This window comes from Chryseobacterium sp. PET-29, assembly GCF_025736815.1.
Classification (GTDB): Bacteria; Bacteroidota; Bacteroidia; order Flavobacteriales; family Weeksellaceae; genus Chryseobacterium; species Chryseobacterium nepalense.
In genome coordinates, this window is record NZ_CP107053.1 from 737,882 (window position 1) to 755,041 (window position 17,160).

The 17,160-nt window shown below is 37.8% G+C and carries 14 protein-coding genes; 3 read left to right on the plus strand and 11 right to left on the minus strand.

Annotation, left to right across the window (positions count from 1 at the left end):
* Positions 1 to 68 precede the first annotated feature (68 nt).
* Complete coding sequence (locus ODE14_RS03170; protein WP_263602952.1) at positions 69 to 866, plus strand: class I SAM-dependent methyltransferase; 798 nt, start codon at positions 69 to 71, stop codon at positions 864 to 866.
* A 49-nt stretch (positions 867 to 915) separates the two neighbouring features.
* Here ODE14_RS03170 and ODE14_RS03175 read toward each other — a convergent pair whose 3' ends face one another.
* From ODE14_RS03175 to ODE14_RS03185, 3 genes are all read right to left on the minus strand, one after another.
* Positions 916 to 1,173, minus strand: a complete 258-nt coding sequence (locus ODE14_RS03175) for a YtxH domain-containing protein (protein WP_263602953.1) — start codon at positions 1,171 to 1,173, stop codon at positions 916 to 918.
* 99 nt (positions 1,174 to 1,272) lie between these two features.
* On the minus strand, positions 1,273 to 2,115 hold the full coding sequence (locus tag ODE14_RS03180) for an isoaspartyl peptidase/L-asparaginase (protein WP_263602954.1): 843 nt from the start codon (positions 2,113 to 2,115) through the stop codon (positions 1,273 to 1,275).
* A gap of 95 nt (positions 2,116 to 2,210) precedes the next feature.
* Positions 2,211 to 3,101: a cyanophycinase gene (locus ODE14_RS03185; protein WP_072885670.1), complete on the minus strand. Its 891-nt coding sequence runs from the start codon at positions 3,099 to 3,101 to the stop codon at positions 2,211 to 2,213.
* A gap of 198 nt (positions 3,102 to 3,299) precedes the next feature.
* Here ODE14_RS03185 and cphA point away from each other — a divergent pair, with 198 nt between their 5' ends.
* Entirely contained in the window at positions 3,300 to 5,930 is a 2,631-nt protein-coding gene (gene cphA / locus ODE14_RS03190; protein WP_263602955.1) for a cyanophycin synthetase, read from the plus strand.
* Positions 5,931 to 6,021: 91 nt separating this feature from the next.
* Here cphA and ODE14_RS03195 read toward each other — a convergent pair whose 3' ends face one another.
* The 8 genes from ODE14_RS03195 to ODE14_RS03230 all read right to left on the minus strand — a co-directional run bounded on the left by ODE14_RS03195 (position 6,022) and on the right by ODE14_RS03230 (position 14,994).
* Complete coding sequence (locus ODE14_RS03195; RefSeq protein WP_263602956.1) at positions 6,022 to 7,206, minus strand: hypothetical protein; 1,185 nt, start codon at positions 7,204 to 7,206, stop codon at positions 6,022 to 6,024.
* Positions 7,207 to 7,272: 66 nt separating this feature from the next.
* Complete coding sequence (locus ODE14_RS03200; RefSeq protein ID WP_263602957.1) at positions 7,273 to 8,109, minus strand: type 1 glutamine amidotransferase; 837 nt, start codon at positions 8,107 to 8,109, stop codon at positions 7,273 to 7,275.
* Between the two features lie 33 nt (positions 8,110 to 8,142).
* The gene (locus ODE14_RS03205) at positions 8,143 to 9,264 is read right to left on the minus strand and encodes a carboxylate-amine ligase (protein WP_248393669.1); all 1,122 of its coding nucleotides are present in this window, start codon (positions 9,262 to 9,264) and stop codon (positions 8,143 to 8,145) included.
* A gap of 27 nt (positions 9,265 to 9,291) precedes the next feature.
* A complete protein-coding gene (locus ODE14_RS03210; protein WP_263602958.1) occupies positions 9,292 to 10,245 on the minus strand; it encodes an ATP-grasp domain-containing protein in 954 nt (317 codons plus the stop codon).
* Between the two features lie 39 nt (positions 10,246 to 10,284).
* Positions 10,285 to 10,998: an alpha/beta hydrolase-fold protein gene (locus ODE14_RS03215; protein WP_263602959.1), complete on the minus strand. Its 714-nt coding sequence runs from the start codon at positions 10,996 to 10,998 to the stop codon at positions 10,285 to 10,287.
* A gap of 103 nt (positions 10,999 to 11,101) precedes the next feature.
* A complete protein-coding gene (locus tag ODE14_RS03220; protein WP_263602960.1) occupies positions 11,102 to 12,313 on the minus strand; it encodes an ATP-grasp domain-containing protein in 1,212 nt (403 codons plus the stop codon).
* Between the two features lie 140 nt (positions 12,314 to 12,453).
* Positions 12,454 to 13,869, minus strand: a complete 1,416-nt coding sequence (locus ODE14_RS03225; protein ID WP_263602961.1) for a leucyl aminopeptidase family protein — start codon at positions 13,867 to 13,869, stop codon at positions 12,454 to 12,456.
* A gap of 3 nt (positions 13,870 to 13,872) precedes the next feature.
* Complete coding sequence (locus ODE14_RS03230) at positions 13,873 to 14,994, minus strand: alpha/beta hydrolase-fold protein (RefSeq protein WP_248393664.1); 1,122 nt, start codon at positions 14,992 to 14,994, stop codon at positions 13,873 to 13,875.
* A 218-nt stretch (positions 14,995 to 15,212) separates the two neighbouring features.
* Here ODE14_RS03230 and glgB point away from each other — a divergent pair, with 218 nt between their 5' ends.
* On the plus strand, positions 15,213 to 17,159 hold the full coding sequence (glgB, locus tag ODE14_RS03235) for a 1,4-alpha-glucan branching protein GlgB (protein ID WP_263602962.1): 1,947 nt from the start codon (positions 15,213 to 15,215) through the stop codon (positions 17,157 to 17,159).
* Position 17,160: the final 1 nt, after the last annotated feature.

Here is a 17,160-nt window from a genome sequence, read left to right on the forward strand (position 1 = left end):
TTGCTTTTAAGTGAGCTTGTAATTATAGTTACATTTATTTTTATACTTTTAAACATAAAATATTAATCATGGAAAACTATTTAGAAATCAACAGGAAGTCGTGGAATGCCAAAGTAGATCCCCATTTGAAATCAGATTTTTATTTCTTGGACGAATTTTTAAAAGGCAGAAGCTCACTGAACTCTATTGAATTGGAACTTTTAGGGAATCTGGAAGATAAATCTGTTCTGCATCTGCAATGCCATTTTGGTCAGGATTCCATCTCCTTGTCAAGGCTTGGCGGCAAAGTAACAGGCATAGATCTATCAGACAAAGCAATTGCCGAAGCAAAGCAACTTGCACAAAAATGTGATACAGACACGAAATTTATATGTACAGATCTATACAATCTACCCAATGTTCTTGATGAAAAATTTGATATCGTTTTTACCAGTTACGGAACAATAGGCTGGCTTCCGGACCTAAACCGCTGGGCAAAAGTAATTTCTCATTTCTTAAAACCGGATGGGAAATTTATAATGGCAGAATTTCATCCTGTTATTTGGATGTTTGATGATGATTTTGAAGAAGTGAAATATAATTATTTTAATGAAAAGCCTATAATCGAAACATACGAAGGAACCTATGCAGACCCTTCTGCGGATATCGTTCAGGAATATGTGATGTGGAACCATTCTTTAACAGAAGTATTACAAAGTCTGATTGATAATCATTTGATAATACATCAGTTTAAAGAATTCGACTGGTCGCCGTATCCATGTTTCAGACATGTTGAAGAATCTGAAAAAGGTAAATGGAGAATATCAAAATTTGGCAATAAAGTTCCTTTGGTTTTCGCCATTGATGCGCAAAAAAAGTCATCGTAATAAATACTACGATGACTTTTCTGAATATATGAATGTTAAATAACTATTCTTAACTTACAGTTTCCTGTGCTTTATTTACAGTATCCTGTGCCTGGCTTTTAAATTCATCCGCTTTTTCCTGAACCTGGGAAGCAACATTGTTGGCTCTGTCCTTAATATCATTCCCCCATTTGTTTAGGTTGTCCTTTGCATTGTTGAATTTATCTTTTACCATTTGTTTTTGTTCAGGACTTGAGTTTTTATACTTCCAGTATGCTAAAGCTCCAAGTCCAACCAGTGCCAATAAACCTTTTGTTTTATTTCCCATGATTTCTATTTTTTAAATGTTAATATTAAAATTTTGTTATTAGTAAACATGTAAAATACGTGCCAAAAAAAATATCAGAACTATAAAATAATGTTAAAATTAATTGAAGGTTTCTAAATTTTCACCGTCAAAACTTGCAAAAACCATAGTCGGGTGAGAATCTCTGTGGGCAAGATTTCCATCTTTATCAATTGCAATAGCGCCTGCAAAGCCGTCTATTGTTTTCAGTTCGTCAAAGGTTTTGTCAAAAGCTTCGCTAAGGGACATTCCATCAGTTACTCTTGTAACAATTTTCGCTGCTGTTGCATTACTTACAATATCTTCTCCCACTCCCGTACAGCTTACAGCACAGAAAGAATTGGCATAATTTCCGGCTACAGTTGCAGAATCAGAAATTCTCCCGGGGATTTCAAATCCTTTTCCTCCGGTGGAGGTAGCAACGGCTAATTTTCCGCTTTTATCAATTACCACACAACCAACGGTTCCTTTTCCGCCGTTGTGTAATTTTTCCTCGTATTCCTGTCTTCTTTTCGGAATTTCAGTTGAAAAATTTTCAAAACCATGGGCTGCAGCATACTTTTTAGCACCACTACCTCCCAGAACCCTGTCGTCTTCCTTCATGAGTTCCTTCGCTACAAAAACAGGATTTTTCACATCCTGAATATTGATCACACCGCTCATTTTCTGGGTTTCGCCATCCATAATTGCAGCACTCATCCGGATAATTCCGTCACTTTGAATCTGGGAACCGATACCAGCGTTGTACAGTTCGTCATTTTCCAGTAAAGAAACAGCAAAAGCAGCGGTGTCAAAAGCAGAATGGGTATGTAAAAAATCAAAAGCCTGTTTGGCAATATTTTTCAGAGACTCCTGTTTGGCAGTTTTTACCTCATGACTCTGATCGCTTTCTGAAAAGAATCCACCGTGAATGATTACCTTCATTGTATATTGTTATTTAGAAGACAAGATAGCCAAATTTTTCAAAACCGGTTATGATTTTGCGAATGATAATTAATATTCATTGTAAATATGATTTGCTATTTTTCCTGCGGAATAGGATTAAATTGTGAATTTTCTATCGTCAGTACCTTTGTTGTAAGGTCATAATGATCATTCATGGACATCACGTGCACCGTGAGGTTATCAATAGAAATCGGTTCTCCAAGGTTAATATTCGTAAGATTGGTATCTTTAATGAATCTTCCGTCAACCAGAATTACCAGTCCGGAACCTACGGCCGTCATTACATCATTATAAATAAACAGACCGGTATCTTCTCCAAGCCCGATTCCCAGTGTTCTCGGATTATTTACCACAGCCTGGAACAGTCTTCCGATTCTTCCTCTCTGTACAAAATGCGTATCAATAATGACATTGTCGATCAGTCCTAGTCCCTGTGTGGTTTTAATTTCGCCTTTGAGCAATGCTTCAGAACTGCTTCCCTGATAAATCATGTTTTCAGACGCAGCAGCAGCACCGGCAGAAGTTCCGGAATAAATGAAATCCTGTTCCTGATACTTCAGTAAAATGGTATCGTGAAATCTTGTTCCGCCCAGAATAGATGTAAGACGAAGCTGATCTCCGCCCGTAAACATCACCACGTCGGCCGCATTTGCTCTTGCGACAATTGCATCAGAATTGGCTTCTTCACGGTTATGAATATCCAGAATATTTACATTTTTTGCCCCTAAAAATTCAAAGGCTTTTTTATATTCGGAGCCAACAATCTGAGGAATCTGCGAGGCTGTCGTAATAATTTCAATTACAGAGTTTTCCTTATGCTTAGACTCGTTGATGATTTTTCTAAGTATTCCTCGCTCAAAAAAATTCAGGTTTTTTTCTATATTCTGATCAAAATCGGTTTCTGCAAAACTTCCTTTGTTTACTGCACCACCAATTACAATTAATTTTCCAACAGGTTTCGTCATAGGCTGCAAATTTAAAAAAATATTAACAGCTGAAAAAATTTCAGGGTACATAAAATTGATTTTGAGGATTTTAGAATGAATACTAAAGAATGATTATTTTTAATAAATATTCAAACGTGGTATAGTTTTGTTTAGGGTTTTGCATTATCTTTGATTTTAAATGCAGTTATTGTTAACTATTAAAAATGCAAATAGACTATGAAAATTGAAAAAATACAGGCATTGCGCGGCCCGAACATTTGGAGTATCAGACGAAAGAAGCTGATACAGATGAGGTTGGATCTGGAAGAGATGGAAAATTTTCCTACTAATAAAATCGAAGGATTTAGAGAAAGAATAGAAAAGTTATTGCCTTCTTTATTTACTCACAGATGTTCCGAAGGAGTGGAAGGAGGTTTTTTTCATCGCGTTGAGACGGGAACATGGATGGGCCACGTTATTGAACACATCGCCCTGGAAATCCAGACTCTTGCCGGAATGGAAGTTGGCTTTGGAAGAACGCGCGAGACTAAAACACCCGGGGTTTATAATGTCGTATTTAATTATATTGAAGAAAATGCCGGAATTTTTGCAGGGGAAGAATCTGTAAAAATTGCAGAAGCTTTGATTAAAGGTGAGGAATATGATCTTAACGCTTGTATCCAGAAGCTTAAAGAAATCCGTGAAAGGGTTCGTTTAGGACCTTCCACCGGAAGCATTGTAGAAGAAGCGGTTTCCAGAAAAATCCCGTGGATCCGTTTAGGGACAAACTCTTTGGTACAGCTTGGATATGGGGTGAACCAGCAGAGATTCCAGGCAACCATTACAGGGAAAACAAGCTCTATTGCCGTAGATATCGCCTGCAATAAAGAACTTACCAAAAGAATGCTGCATGATGCTGCGATTCCTGTGCCTATGGGAGATCTTATTATGGATGAAGAAGGACTTGACAGCGTTGTAAGAAAAATTGGATATCCCGTGGTTATTAAACCTCTGGATGGAAATCACGGAAAGGGATCTTCTATCAATGTCAATGATTGGGAATCTGCCAAAATCGGACTGGAACATGCCCAGAAATATTCCAAAAAAGTAATTGTAGAAAAGTATATTACAGGATATGATTTCAGGGTGCTGGTCATTAATAATAAAATGGTGGCTGCTGCCAGAAGAGTTCCCGCCCATGTTGTCGGCGACGGGGAATTGAATCTTCAGCAACTGATAGAAAAAGAAAATAAAGATCCGAGAAGAGGGTACGGACACGAAAATGTTTTAACGGAAATCGAGGTTGATAAAGATACCACCGAGCTTTTGGAAAAACTGAACTACACCCTGGAAACGGTTCCCCAGAAAGGGGAGGTCGTTTATCTGAAATCTACCGCCAATCTTTCAACCGGAGGTACGTCGATTGATGTAACAGATATGATACATCCTGAAAACATTACCATGGCTGAAAGAATTTCCAAAATTATCGGTCTTGATGTCTGTGGAATTGATATTATGGCTGAAAACCTTACCCAGCCTTTAAAAGAAAGTGGAGGTGCCATCATTGAGGTTAATGCCGCACCGGGATTCAGAATGCATCTGGCGCCAAGCGAAGGATTGCCGAGAAACGTTGCCGCACCAGTAGTAGATATGCTGTATCCTCCGGGAAAACCTTTTACCGTTCCGATTATTGCGGTTACAGGAACCAACGGTAAGACTACCACCACAAGACTTATTTCACACATCGTAAAAAGTAACGGCTACAGAGTTGGCTTTACGACTTCAGACGGAATTTATATTCAGAATACCATGCTGTCGAAAGGCGATACTACAGGACCGCTTTCTGCAGAGTTTATTCTAAAAGACCCTACCGTAGAGTTTGCGGTGCTTGAGACTGCGCGTGGCGGAATTTTACGTTCCGGGCTCGGATTTTCTCAATGTGATATTGGGGTTTTAACCAATATTGAAGAGGATCATCTCGGCATGAATGATATTCATAACCTTAAAGATCTTACCCGTGTAAAAAGAGTAGTGCTCGATAGTGTAAAGAAAAACGGTTGGAGTATTCTGAATGCAGATAATGAATATTCCATGAAAATTGTTAATGACCTGGATAGCCATGTTGCCATTTTCAGTATGAATGAAAATAATCCGCATATCCAGAAATTCGCGAAAGAAGGACGTATTACCTGTATTTATGAGGAAGGTTTTGTTACGGTCAAGAAAGGAGACTGGAAAATAAGAATCGGCAAGGCAAAGGATTTTCCGATTACCATGGAAGGTAAGGCTAAATTCATGATTGAAAATGTACTGGCTGCGAGTCTTGCCTGTTATTTATATGGATTCGGGATTGAAGATATTTCCAATTCTTTACGGACTTTTATTCCAAGTGCACAGCTTACTCCGGGACGTTTGAATGTATTTAAGTTTAAAAATTTCAAGGTGCTGATTGATTTCGCACACAATCCATCGGGTTATGAAGCGATTGAAGATTATCTCAAAAATATTGAAGCAACGAAAAAAATCGGGATTATTTCAGGGGTAGGAGACAGAAGGGATAGTGATATTAAAGAGTGTGGAAAGATCGCAGGAAGAATGTTTGATCATATCATCATCCGAAATGAGAAGCATCTCCGCGGACGTACGGAAGATGAAATTAACGGACTTATTATCGAAGGTATGCAGTCTTCGGGCAAAGATGTAAGCTATGAAATTATTCCTAAAGAAATTGAAGCCCTGAAACATGCAATGGGAATGGCTGAAGAAGGTACTTTTATCACTGCTTTAAGCGACGTTATATCTAATGCAATTGATCTGGTTCAGGATTATCAGACACGGGAATTAATGGAAGACGATAAAATGCTATAATTATATTTCTAAAGTTTTGGCTTTCTATAAAATTTCGGCGGCATCGAAGATGCCGCCGAAATTTTTCTAACTTTTATTATAGTTTAGTAAACTATTCCTTCTCAAAAAAAGCATTCGAGCTTCCTATCCAGATGGCATCTTTTTTATTGAAATCGACGTTTACCATTGCTGCTTTAGTCATTCTTGCTAAATTCTCCATCAGAATCGGGCTTTCATTATTTTCAGGCCAGATATATAATAAACGAATCTCTGCTTTCGAATAATCTTCGTTGATATCCTCAAAAATAGGAGCATAGTCTACTTTTCTCTGCAGAATGTAGTTTTGTTTATCTTCAATGGCATCCGTAATTTCTTTCGTAGGATTTAGATTCACCCCGCTTCCGGCAAAAGAAAACAACGGCTTTAAAACAAAATTTTTCAAATCCTCTGTTTCGGGAAATTCATGCAGGAAATAACTTTTCGGAACAAATTGATGTTGTAAAAGAGGCAGTAAAAATTTTGAAATTTTGAAAAACCAGTTGGGATGGGTAATCCATTTTACATCAACATCTTCCCGGAAATCGAATTCAGTTTTCAGATCCGGAATCCGATCTAATTCATCAAAGATAACACGGTTATAAATCCTTTTAATTTCGGTTAACTTTCCATTATTCTCATAATAAAGTTTTTTTCCGTTCTTTTTTACTTTGGTGAGGCAGACCGTTTTTATTCCAAGTAATTGTTCTGTCAGGACAAAATCGATGGCTGTTTTCTGCTTTTCAGGATAAATTTCCAGAAGGATAACATTTTCCGGATTTTCATCTCCGATAATAAGATCTTTGAAATGGTTTTTAAAATCGTCAGGAGACATTGTATTTTTTAATTCAGAAAGGAAAGGATAAATTTCGCAGAAGGCATCTTCAAAAACTCTTTGAAAAGCGTATAAAGAAGGGAAAGCCTGAAGCTCAATTAATTGCGGTTCCAATTCTCCCGTTTCATTTTTACAGATTCCGAAGTCGATGGTAAAAAAATGAGGTTTTTCCGTATCATTTGGAACTCTGCAATTATCAGGAACAGCTTTTTGTAAAATATCCGGGGATAAAGCTTTTATCTGATTAATAATACTTTCGCTCGCATTGATCAGTTTAGCTTCAAAATCTTTGGTAAGGAATAAAGGACTTTCAGAAATTCTGAATGCCGGTTCCAGTCCGCTTTTTTGCTTTAGATATTCTTTAAGCTGAGCATATTTTTCCTGCGAAAATTCCTGATTAAACTTTTTTCTGTATTCTGAAATCATAATCTTTTTTCGTTGTGATTTAAAAAAATCGGACGATTGTCCGATTATGTTATTAATTATATTTTGCTAAATCAGAACATTTACTTTGTTGATAATATTTTGCTTTGCAAAATCTAAAAATCTCGGTAAAATCTGGGACTGCGTAAGGGTAATTTTATCTTCATCATCAATTCTGTCGATGGTTTCAAGATACTTTTCCATTCCGAAATTTTCAATCATGGCCAATTTGTTTTTTTCATCTTTCAGGTTTTCAATCATTCCTTCAGGATTCGCTTCAGGATGAAACTGTGTACCGAAGATTTCCTCAGAAAACCGCACAGCCATTACCGCTCTTTCCAGATCAATATGAGGACGGAATTTTTCAATCGCAGTAATTTTCATTCCCAGTTCTTCAAACCGCTCATGGTCCGGTTCTATAAACTGATAGGCACGGGAATCCACCGCGTAGAAAGGATCCGGGAGATTTTTAAATAAAAATTCTTCTTCGCCTTCCTCTGTTTTATGAATGGGCATTACACCGAATGAATAGGATTTTCTTTTACAGATATTGCCCAGTTTCCAGTGAATGCTTGCCAGCTGAAAAGAATGGCAGATTAAAAAAAGGTATTTCTTCTCCTGGCTGATCCGGTTGTGATTGTGAATTGAATCTAAAAAAGCACTGAATCTATCTTCCCATTCAAACCCTTCACGGTGCGGATTTCCGGGACCTCCGGAAGAAATAAATATGTCGAAATCTTCAATACCGGGAATTTCATTTTTAAACCTCACATCAAATGTTGTAATGCTTACATTTTCCCCGGTACAGCTTTGCCTGAAGGCTTCAGAAATTTCTTTAATATTTTTAAATCCCTGATTGATCTGATTATTATTCATATCCAGCAAAGCAATTCGAATATCCTTCATCTTATTTCAAATTTTATACAAATGTATCAAATATTATGAATGTAAAACTTCTCCATGAGTAATGCCGTATTCTGTTTCAGAGATCATATAATCAACAACTTTTGTAAGATCGCCGGTTTCATTAAATATTCTGAGCTGGCGGTCTGCACCCGTTCCGTTTTCAAGAATGGTCCATGCATATTCTACTTCTTTCCTGCATCCCAATTCGTCTACCACATCATCAATAAATTCAAGGAGTTCCTTCAGAAGATCCGGGTATGGTACGGATTCTTCTTTCCCGAAATCGATAAGATGCGCTTCTATTCCGCTTTTGGATGCTCTCCATTTATTTTCGTTCAGCAATAACCTTCTATAGCTCCTGAAACTTAAATTCTGCTGATGAAGTTTATAAATTTTTGCTACAAGAGACTGCATAATTGCAGCTAAGCAAACGGTTTCATCTATTCTTAAAGGCATATCGCAAATCCTGAATTCAATGGTAGGGTAAAACGGATGAACCCGAAGATCCCACCATATCTTCTTGGCATTGTCTATGGTTCCTGTTTTCACCAGAAGATCCACATAGCTATCGAACTCAGCCAGGGAATTAAAAAAGCTTGGAATCCCGGTTCTTGGGAATTTTACGAAAATTTCCTGTCTGTAAGACTTGAAACCGGTATTTCTTCCGATCCAGAATGGTGAATTGGTAGACAGCGCATAAACGTGCGGAAGAAAATATCGCATCACATTCTGTATTCTCACTCCTTCTTCACGGTTTGGAATTCCGATATGAACGTGCAGCCCGAAAATAAGATTTCCACGTGCCACATCGCCCATGTCATCAACGATTTTGATATATCGTTCGCCGTTGGTAATGGTGTTGTGTTCCCAGTTTGAAAAAGGATGTGTTCCCCCGCCGGAAACGCGAAGTCCCTGTTCATGGGCTGTTTTGATAAGATGTCTTCTCAGGTTGGTTAATTCCGTTTTGGCTTCCTGAATATTCTGGCAGATTCCCGTTTCCATTTCGATCATGGATTCGTGCATTTCGTGCTTTAAGTTTTCGCTTAAAACGGCTTTTCCGCCTTCGATAATTTTCGAAACATGAGAGACCAGATCACGGCTCTCAACATCAATGATTTGATACTCTTCTTCGATTCCAATAGTGAATTGATGCATTTTTTTTCGTGTTTATTTAATGTTTTTTTATTGTACAGAATCTTTTACGAAAGTTCCCCAGGAGATATTCGGTTTTCCCGGAACGTATTCTTTTGCTTTTTCCAGAGCAAGTTTTGCGGCATGCTCAACAATCCATGCAAAGTTTTCTTCACCTACAGAATTCCTGTCTGCATCCGGGGCAGGATTGCAGAAGTCGATGGCGTAAGGAATTCCGTCCCGCACGGCAAATTCTACCGTATTGAAATCATAGCCTAAGGCTTCATTCATTTTAATGGTATAATCATGAATGGTTTTTAATAATTTTTCCAGCTCTTCACCCTGGGTTTTATGCGTTGTTGCATATCGTAGATGGTGCGCGTTTCGGGGTTCATAGGGCATAATGTGAACATATTTTTTACCCAGACAATATACTCTGTAATAATCATCAAAAATTATTTCTTCCTGTACCATCATCACCAGCTGTTCTGTTTCCGAATGCTTTGCCCAAAGATCTTCAGGACTTTCTACGCGGTATACATTTCTCCAGCCTCCGCCATCGTGAGGTTTCATGTAAGCCGGAAAACCTACGTAATTAAAAATATAATCCCAGTCGTGAGGAAATTTTAAATTCCTGAAAGAAGTTTCCGAAGTGTTCTCCGGTCTTTCATAAGAAGGAAGCAATACGGTTTTAGGTAATGGGATCCCAAGTTTTGTCATCAGAGCATTATTGAAAAACTTTTCATCAGCACTCCACCAAAACGGGTTATTGATGACATAGGTGCCATTTAATGCAGCATTTTTAAGATAAGCTCTGTAAAACGGAACATCCTGGGAAATTCTGTCAATAATTACGGCATATCCGTAATCTGCGCCTTGTTCAAGTTTATCAATACTTACCGGTTCTGCAATAATTTCGCCTTTACCGAGTTCATTTACCTTATCAATAAATGCCCAGGGAAAAGTATCTTCCATTCCGAATAGTATTCCAACTTTTTTAACCATAATGTATTTTTTAATATTTGTTAATCTGTATTTTTAAATTTAAGAGAAAAATGCTCCGATAAATGTTGGGAAAACCATTCTCCACAGTGGCCAGTCGTGGTTAATCCATTTTCTTTCATCATACCAGAAGTCAATTCCTTTGGAACGCAGGATTTCCGCCATTTCAATGTTTTTATCCCTGCAGATGTCCTGGTCGGAAGTACTTAGTACAATATGCATATGCTTGTATTTCCAGGCTTCATCATTCTTTACAAATTCTCTCGGACAATTAAAATACACGAGATCATCGGAATATCCTTCCATGAAATTTCTGATACTGAAAGCGCCCGAAAGGCAGAACAGATGCGAGACAACATCCGGAAACCTGAAAGCAAAATTAGCCGCATGATAGCCCCCGAAACTTGCTCCTGCAACCGCAACGCGATGAGTTTTATGAATTTTTTGAATATAGGGTACAAATTCCTGAATCAGAAACTGGACGTATCTTTCATAGTTTTTAATTCTATGGTGAGGCAGAATATTATCATCATAAAAGCTCCAGCTGTCGATAGTCTGGATATTATAAAGCTTAACTTTTCCCTGCTCCACAAACCAGTTGATACTTCCGTTCAGTTGAAAATCGTGGTTTTGTGTATAAAGCCCCTGTGAGGTAGGAAACATAATAATTGGGTAGCCGTAATGTCCGGTAACCTCAACTTTGATGCTTTTTCCCAAAATATGTGAATAATAATCTGTATGTTCTATATGTGGCATATTGTATTGTGAATGATAATCAATTATTTTCGCTAACTTCTAACTTCTAACTTCTAACTTCTAACTTCTAACTTCTAACTTCTAACTTCTAACTTCTAACTTCTCAGCTTGTCGGTTTACTTTTAGGAGGAAGAATATTCAGCATTTCGGCAAGGATTTTCTCTGCAGCGCTGTCAAGCCTTTCCTGAATAATGATGGGATCATTGGATTTGTAAACAATTCCTACATGATGTTCAATGGGTAAGAATTTTACAGTTTCCGGACTTTCAAATTCTCCATAATCAGGATTTTTGTTTTTGATCAAAGCAATAATTAGCCCCGAATAGTATCCTGTAGGTTTTGAAACTTCGTAGTGTTTCCCCTTTAGTAAGGCATCCTCAATTCTGGCCCATTCTCTCCATATATTGATGCTGCTTGATGCTTCTACCAAATCAGGAATATGGGCGCCTCCCACACGTGAAGAAGTTTCAAGAAAATAATATTTGTCATCTTCGTTACTTTTGATGAACTCTGTGTGGGTTGCACCGTGCATCAGTCCAAAGCTGGAAAGGACTTTTACATTGGCAGCCTCAAGAGCTTTAAATTCATCGGAATATCTTCCCAGGGTTTTTGTCCTGAAAACACCGCCTTCATGAGAAACCTGCATGGGTGGTGCTAAATATTTTGAAGCGGAAGTGAAAGTCGTTTCTTTATTAAAAGTCAGACTGTCAACATGATATACATCGCCGGGCTTAAAGCTTTCCAGCAGAAATAAATGCCGTTCTTCACCAAGTTTATTGAGCTCTTCCCAAAGCTCTTCTTTGGATGCCAGTTTTTTGATGCCGGATGCAGAGGCTTCGGAGCGGGGTTTCAGTACCCATGGAGGAGATACTTTATCAACAAAAAGGTTTACTTCATCATTATTGAAAACAGCTGTAAATTCGGGAACATTGATTCCAGAATCCTTTGCTTTCTGCCTCATCGCCAATTTATCTCTGAAATATCGGTGCGTGGTCTGGCCCATCCCGGGAATACGGAATGTTTCACGGATCAGGGCTGCTTTTTCTACATCATAATCATCAAGGGCAACCACAGCATCCACTTTTCTCGTCTGCATGAGGTGGGAAAAGCCCTGGATAAGATGATCAAGATTCCAAACGGAAGGTTTTAGCTCGGGCATATAGAAAACCTCATCGATAGCATGCCATGGCCAGTTTTTTTCCTTCAGGTTTTCGGAAGTCACCAAAATTACCTTGTTGTCGAGGTTTTTCATTTCATCCATGAAGTCATACCCCTTATAATAGCACGAAATACATACTATTGTTTTCTTCTCCATATAATGTTTTTTAGTTTTTGATGAATTTTCAAAAATAAAAGTTGTTTTTATTTGTTTATTTAATGTTAAAATTTAAAATAAAATACAATTTTGAAAATACTGTTTCAATTATACAGAGAATTTTTGTAATAAACTAATTTTTAGTGATAATTTTCAATTAAATCTGCCAGTAACTGCACTCCAAAGCCAGTAGCTGCTTTTTCTTTGGCATATCCTACATTTCCGAAAGCCACTCCGGCAATATCAAGATGTGCCCATCTTGGATGGTTTTCAATGAATTGCTCCAAAAATTTGGCGGCAACAATACAGTCTCCAATAGGTTTCATGGATATGTTTTTAAGATCAGCAACATCAGAACGGATATCATCTTTCCAGATATCCCAAAGTGGCAGATTCCAAAGGCGCTGGTTGGTTTTATCACCGGTTTTTATAAGAAGGTTTTTCAGCTCTTCATTATTGGAAAACATCGCTCCGCAGGTATCACCGAACATTCTTACCGAACTGCCTGTTAAGGTGGCCAGATCAATAAGAATATCTGTTTTGTAGTTTCTTGATAAGTAAGAAAGTCCGTCTGCAAGAATCATTCTCCCTTCTGCGTCTGTATTCAGGACTTCGATGGTCTTCCCGTTGTAGGCTGTAATGACGTCGCTTGGCAGGAAAGCATTCTGAGAAATCGCGTTGTCTGTAACTGGAAGAATAGCAATGATATTTACAGGAAGCTGCATTTCTGCTGCATATATCAAGGCTCCTAAAACGGCTGTCGCGCCACCCATATCCGACTTCATATAATGCATATTGTCCGGATTTTTCAGGGAAATTCCGCCCGTGTCGAAAAGAACACATTTTCCTACAAGCCCGAATGTTTTGGCATTTTTAACCTCAGTTTTATATTCAATAATTGTAAAAGCAGCATCATAAGCACTTCCCTGGTTTACCGAAAGATAAGCTCCCAAGCCCAGTTCTTCACATTTTTTCCTGTTGAATGAAGTATATTTAAAATTATATTTTTTAGCTATTGTTTTTAGATAAAGGCTGAAAGTTTCAGGCCTTTTAAGATTTGCAGGTTTATTGAGCCATTCCTGACACGCAGTCTGTCCGTTGCTCAGCGCTTCAGACTTTCGACTGATCATATCCAGTTTTTTTTGGCTTAAATTTTCAAAATGAAGTTCGAATTTTGGATTCCAGAAGGCGTGGGTTTTCTCAAAAGGATAACGATATGTTCCCAGGAGAAGACCTTTTGTGAATTCCTCAAACTGCTTTTCCGTCATAAAATCTCCAACAACCAATGTTGGGACTGCCATCAGCTTTTCTTTTTGCGTCTGAGAGAATTTAACAGCAATCTGCTGAATTTCAAAAACCGGTGAATCTTCTTTCCCTAAGCCAATGAAGTAGGCAACTCCTTCATCCTGCACATTAATAAACACTTCGTGTTTTTTACCCGTGAAAAAAGCAGTAATATTTTTATTGAAATTTTTAGAAGCTCTGTTCCATTCTTCTTCTGTAAAAAGGTGGAATATCTGCGTATAATTTTTTATTTTTTTATTGATTAGTTTCATAATTTAATTTTTATTGATTTTTTGCCGGGATTTTACTTCTACAGGATTTTCTTTACTATTATAATAGAGCCATTCGATAGCTCTTGGAAACTCCTGAGACCAGTAAAATTCACTGTGTGTGCCTTCCGGATTTATACTTGTCCTGAATTCGAAATCGAAAAGGTTTTTCTTTTCCCATTGTTTCAGGTATTCTTCGAAAATATGAATTCTTTTTACCATTTTAGAGCCTTCTTTACCTCCGCCATATAAATAAATTTTCATGTCAAAAGGAACCCTGAAATTCATCATTGGGAAATTATTGTTAGGCTCAACCCACAACGAAGGTGAAAAAATAAGCAGTTTGGAGTATACTTCAGGATATAGAAAACCGCTGTAAATACTAATCAGTGCTCCCAGAGAGCTTCCGCCGATTCCGGTATTGTCCCGGTCTTTTTTGGTACGGTAGTTTTCGTCAACAAAAGGTTTAAGCGTATCGGTGATGAAACGGATGTATTTCTTACCTTCAGAGCCGTTTGCTATATGATCATTATCAAAAATGTATTCTTTTATCCGGTCTTCGCTTCCGTGTTCAATAGCGATGATGATAATATCACCACGTCCGTATTCCGTCAGCAGAGATAACTTTTTGTCGATCTCCCAGTTTCCATAGTCACTTCCTTCATTAAAAAGATTCTGGGCATCCTGAAGATAAAGAACCGGATAGCTCTTGCCTGATACATAATAATCATAGGGGAGAAGGGCCCAGATTTTACGGTGACGCTCGAGCTGGGGAATATAAAATGCTTCGGAAATAACTTCTGCAATAGGAAAAAACTCTTTTTTAAAAGGTCCCCAATTGAGTCTCCACTTTTTTACCACATCCGAAGTTTCAGCTTCGGATTTATTGATCTTTCTGTTGGGTGTAATATTTCCGTATTGGTCGAGCTCCACATTTTCCCAGCCGCCTTTGGTGAATTTATATTCAATTAATTCAGGCAGAAACTCATCTTTAATTTCGATGGAATAGTTTTCGGGATCCAGCTGATCAAGTCTATATTGTTCTTCTTTCGGATTCCAGCTGTTGAAATTTCCGGTAAGGTAGATATTTCTTTCATCATGTTCTTCGGTACGGAGTTTAAATCTCATCCAGGTGTGTTTAACAATTCAAAGATAAATTTATAATAAAATCTTTTTATGGCAAATTATTTTTAAAATGATCTTATACTCCTCAAAAAGCTCTATATTTGATAGAAACTAGTGATAACGGGTAATTAAACATAATAATTTCTTCAATAATAATTAACCTTTCTTTCTGATTTTTTTAGTACTTTCAGGAAAATAATAAAATTTAAACTAAAACCGTGATGAATTCGGTTAAAACATATACACTTTTTACGGATCAAGATATTTATCTTTTCAGAGAAGGTAAACATTATAAGCTGTATGATAAATTCGGAGCACATTCTGCTGAAAAAGACGGAATACCGGGTGTTTACTTTTCGGTCTGGGCTCCTAATGCCAAAAAAGTTTCAGTAATCGGAAATTTCAACAACTGGAATTCCAAAGATCATATTCTTTTTCCCAGATGGGACGGCTCAGGAATCTGGGAGGGTTTCATTGCCGGTCTTACTTGGGGAACCTTGTATAAATATGCCATAGAAACTGCCGGAGGAGAAATTCTTGAAAAAAGTGATCCTTATGCATTAAGCTGGGAACAGAATATTCAGGCAGCATCTTTGTTTTCAACAACATGGTATGAATGGAATGACAAAGAATGGATGGACCGCCGCTGGAAAAAAAACAGCCTTACAGCTCCGCTTTCCGTATATGAGCTTCATATTGCTTCCTGGATGAGAAATGAGGAAGATCCTGAAAAATTTTTAAATTATCGCGATATAGCGGAAAGGCTCGTACCTTATATCAAAGAAATGGAATTCACGCACGTTGAATTTATGCCTGTTATGGAGTATCCGTATGATCCGAGCTGGGGATACCAGATTACAGGTTTTTTTGCAGCTACTTCACGTTTCGGATCGCCTCAGGATCTGATGTTTTTAATTGATGAGCTTCACCGCAACAATATCGGAGTGATTCTGGACTGGGTTCCGTCCCATTTTCCTGGTGATGCCAACGGATTACACAGATTCGACGGTTCTTACCTGTATGAACATGAAGATCCGAGAAAAGGTTTTCATCCCGACTGGAAATCCTATATTTTCAATTACGGAAGAAATGAAGTAAAATCTTTTTTAATTTCAAATGCTATGTTTTGGCTGGAACGTTATCATGCAGACGGACTGCGTGTGGATGCGGTTACTTCCATGCTCCATCTCGACTATTCCAGAAATGAGGGCGAATGGGAACCCAATATCTATGGGGGAAATGTAAATCTGGAAGCAAAAACGTTCTTACAGGAATTTAATACGGCAGTGTATAAAGAGTTTGGTGATTCCATTATTACCATTGCTGAAGAGAGTTCGGATTTTCCAATGCTTACCAAACCTGTTCACAATGGGGGTGTAGGTTTTGGTATGAAATGGATGATGGGCTGGATGCACGATACACTGGATTATTTTAAAAAAGATCCTATTGACAGAAAATTTTATCATCATAAATTGACTTTTGCTTCCATGTACATGTATAATGAAAATTATATGATGCCTTTATCTCATGATGAGGTCGTACATGGTAAATCGAGCCTAATTTACAAGATGTTTGGTGACGAATGGCAGAAATTTGCCAATCTCCGGGCACTGTATGTGTATATGTTTACGCATCCTGGAGCCAAACTTTTATTCATGGGCGATGAGTTCGGGCAGACCAATGAATGGAATTTCAAAAAAAGTCTGGACTGGCATTTGCTTGTATATCCCGTTCATAAAGGATTACAGAAACTGGTAAAAGATCTTAATCATATCTACAGGAATGAAACTGCTTTTTACGAAAATCAGTTTTCGCCGGAAGGCTTTGAATGGATACAGGCAGATGATGTGGATAACTCTGTCTACATCTACTTGAGAAAGGGTAAGCGAAAAGATGATTCATACATGGTAATTCTTAACCTGACTCCAAGAGTTATTGATTACAAAATTGGTGTAGCTGCAGGAACCCATTGGGAAGTAATTCTAAATTCTGATGATGAGCAGTATGCAGGAAGCGGCGTGAAGGCCGATATTTTTAATGAACAGTATGAGGAGTATATGGGACATCAGAAATCTATAAGCCTTAATCTTCCTCCGATGGCAGGGATTATTTTAAAAAGAAAAGACAAGCAATACAAGCAAAATAGAATTAAACACCACAAAAGATAAG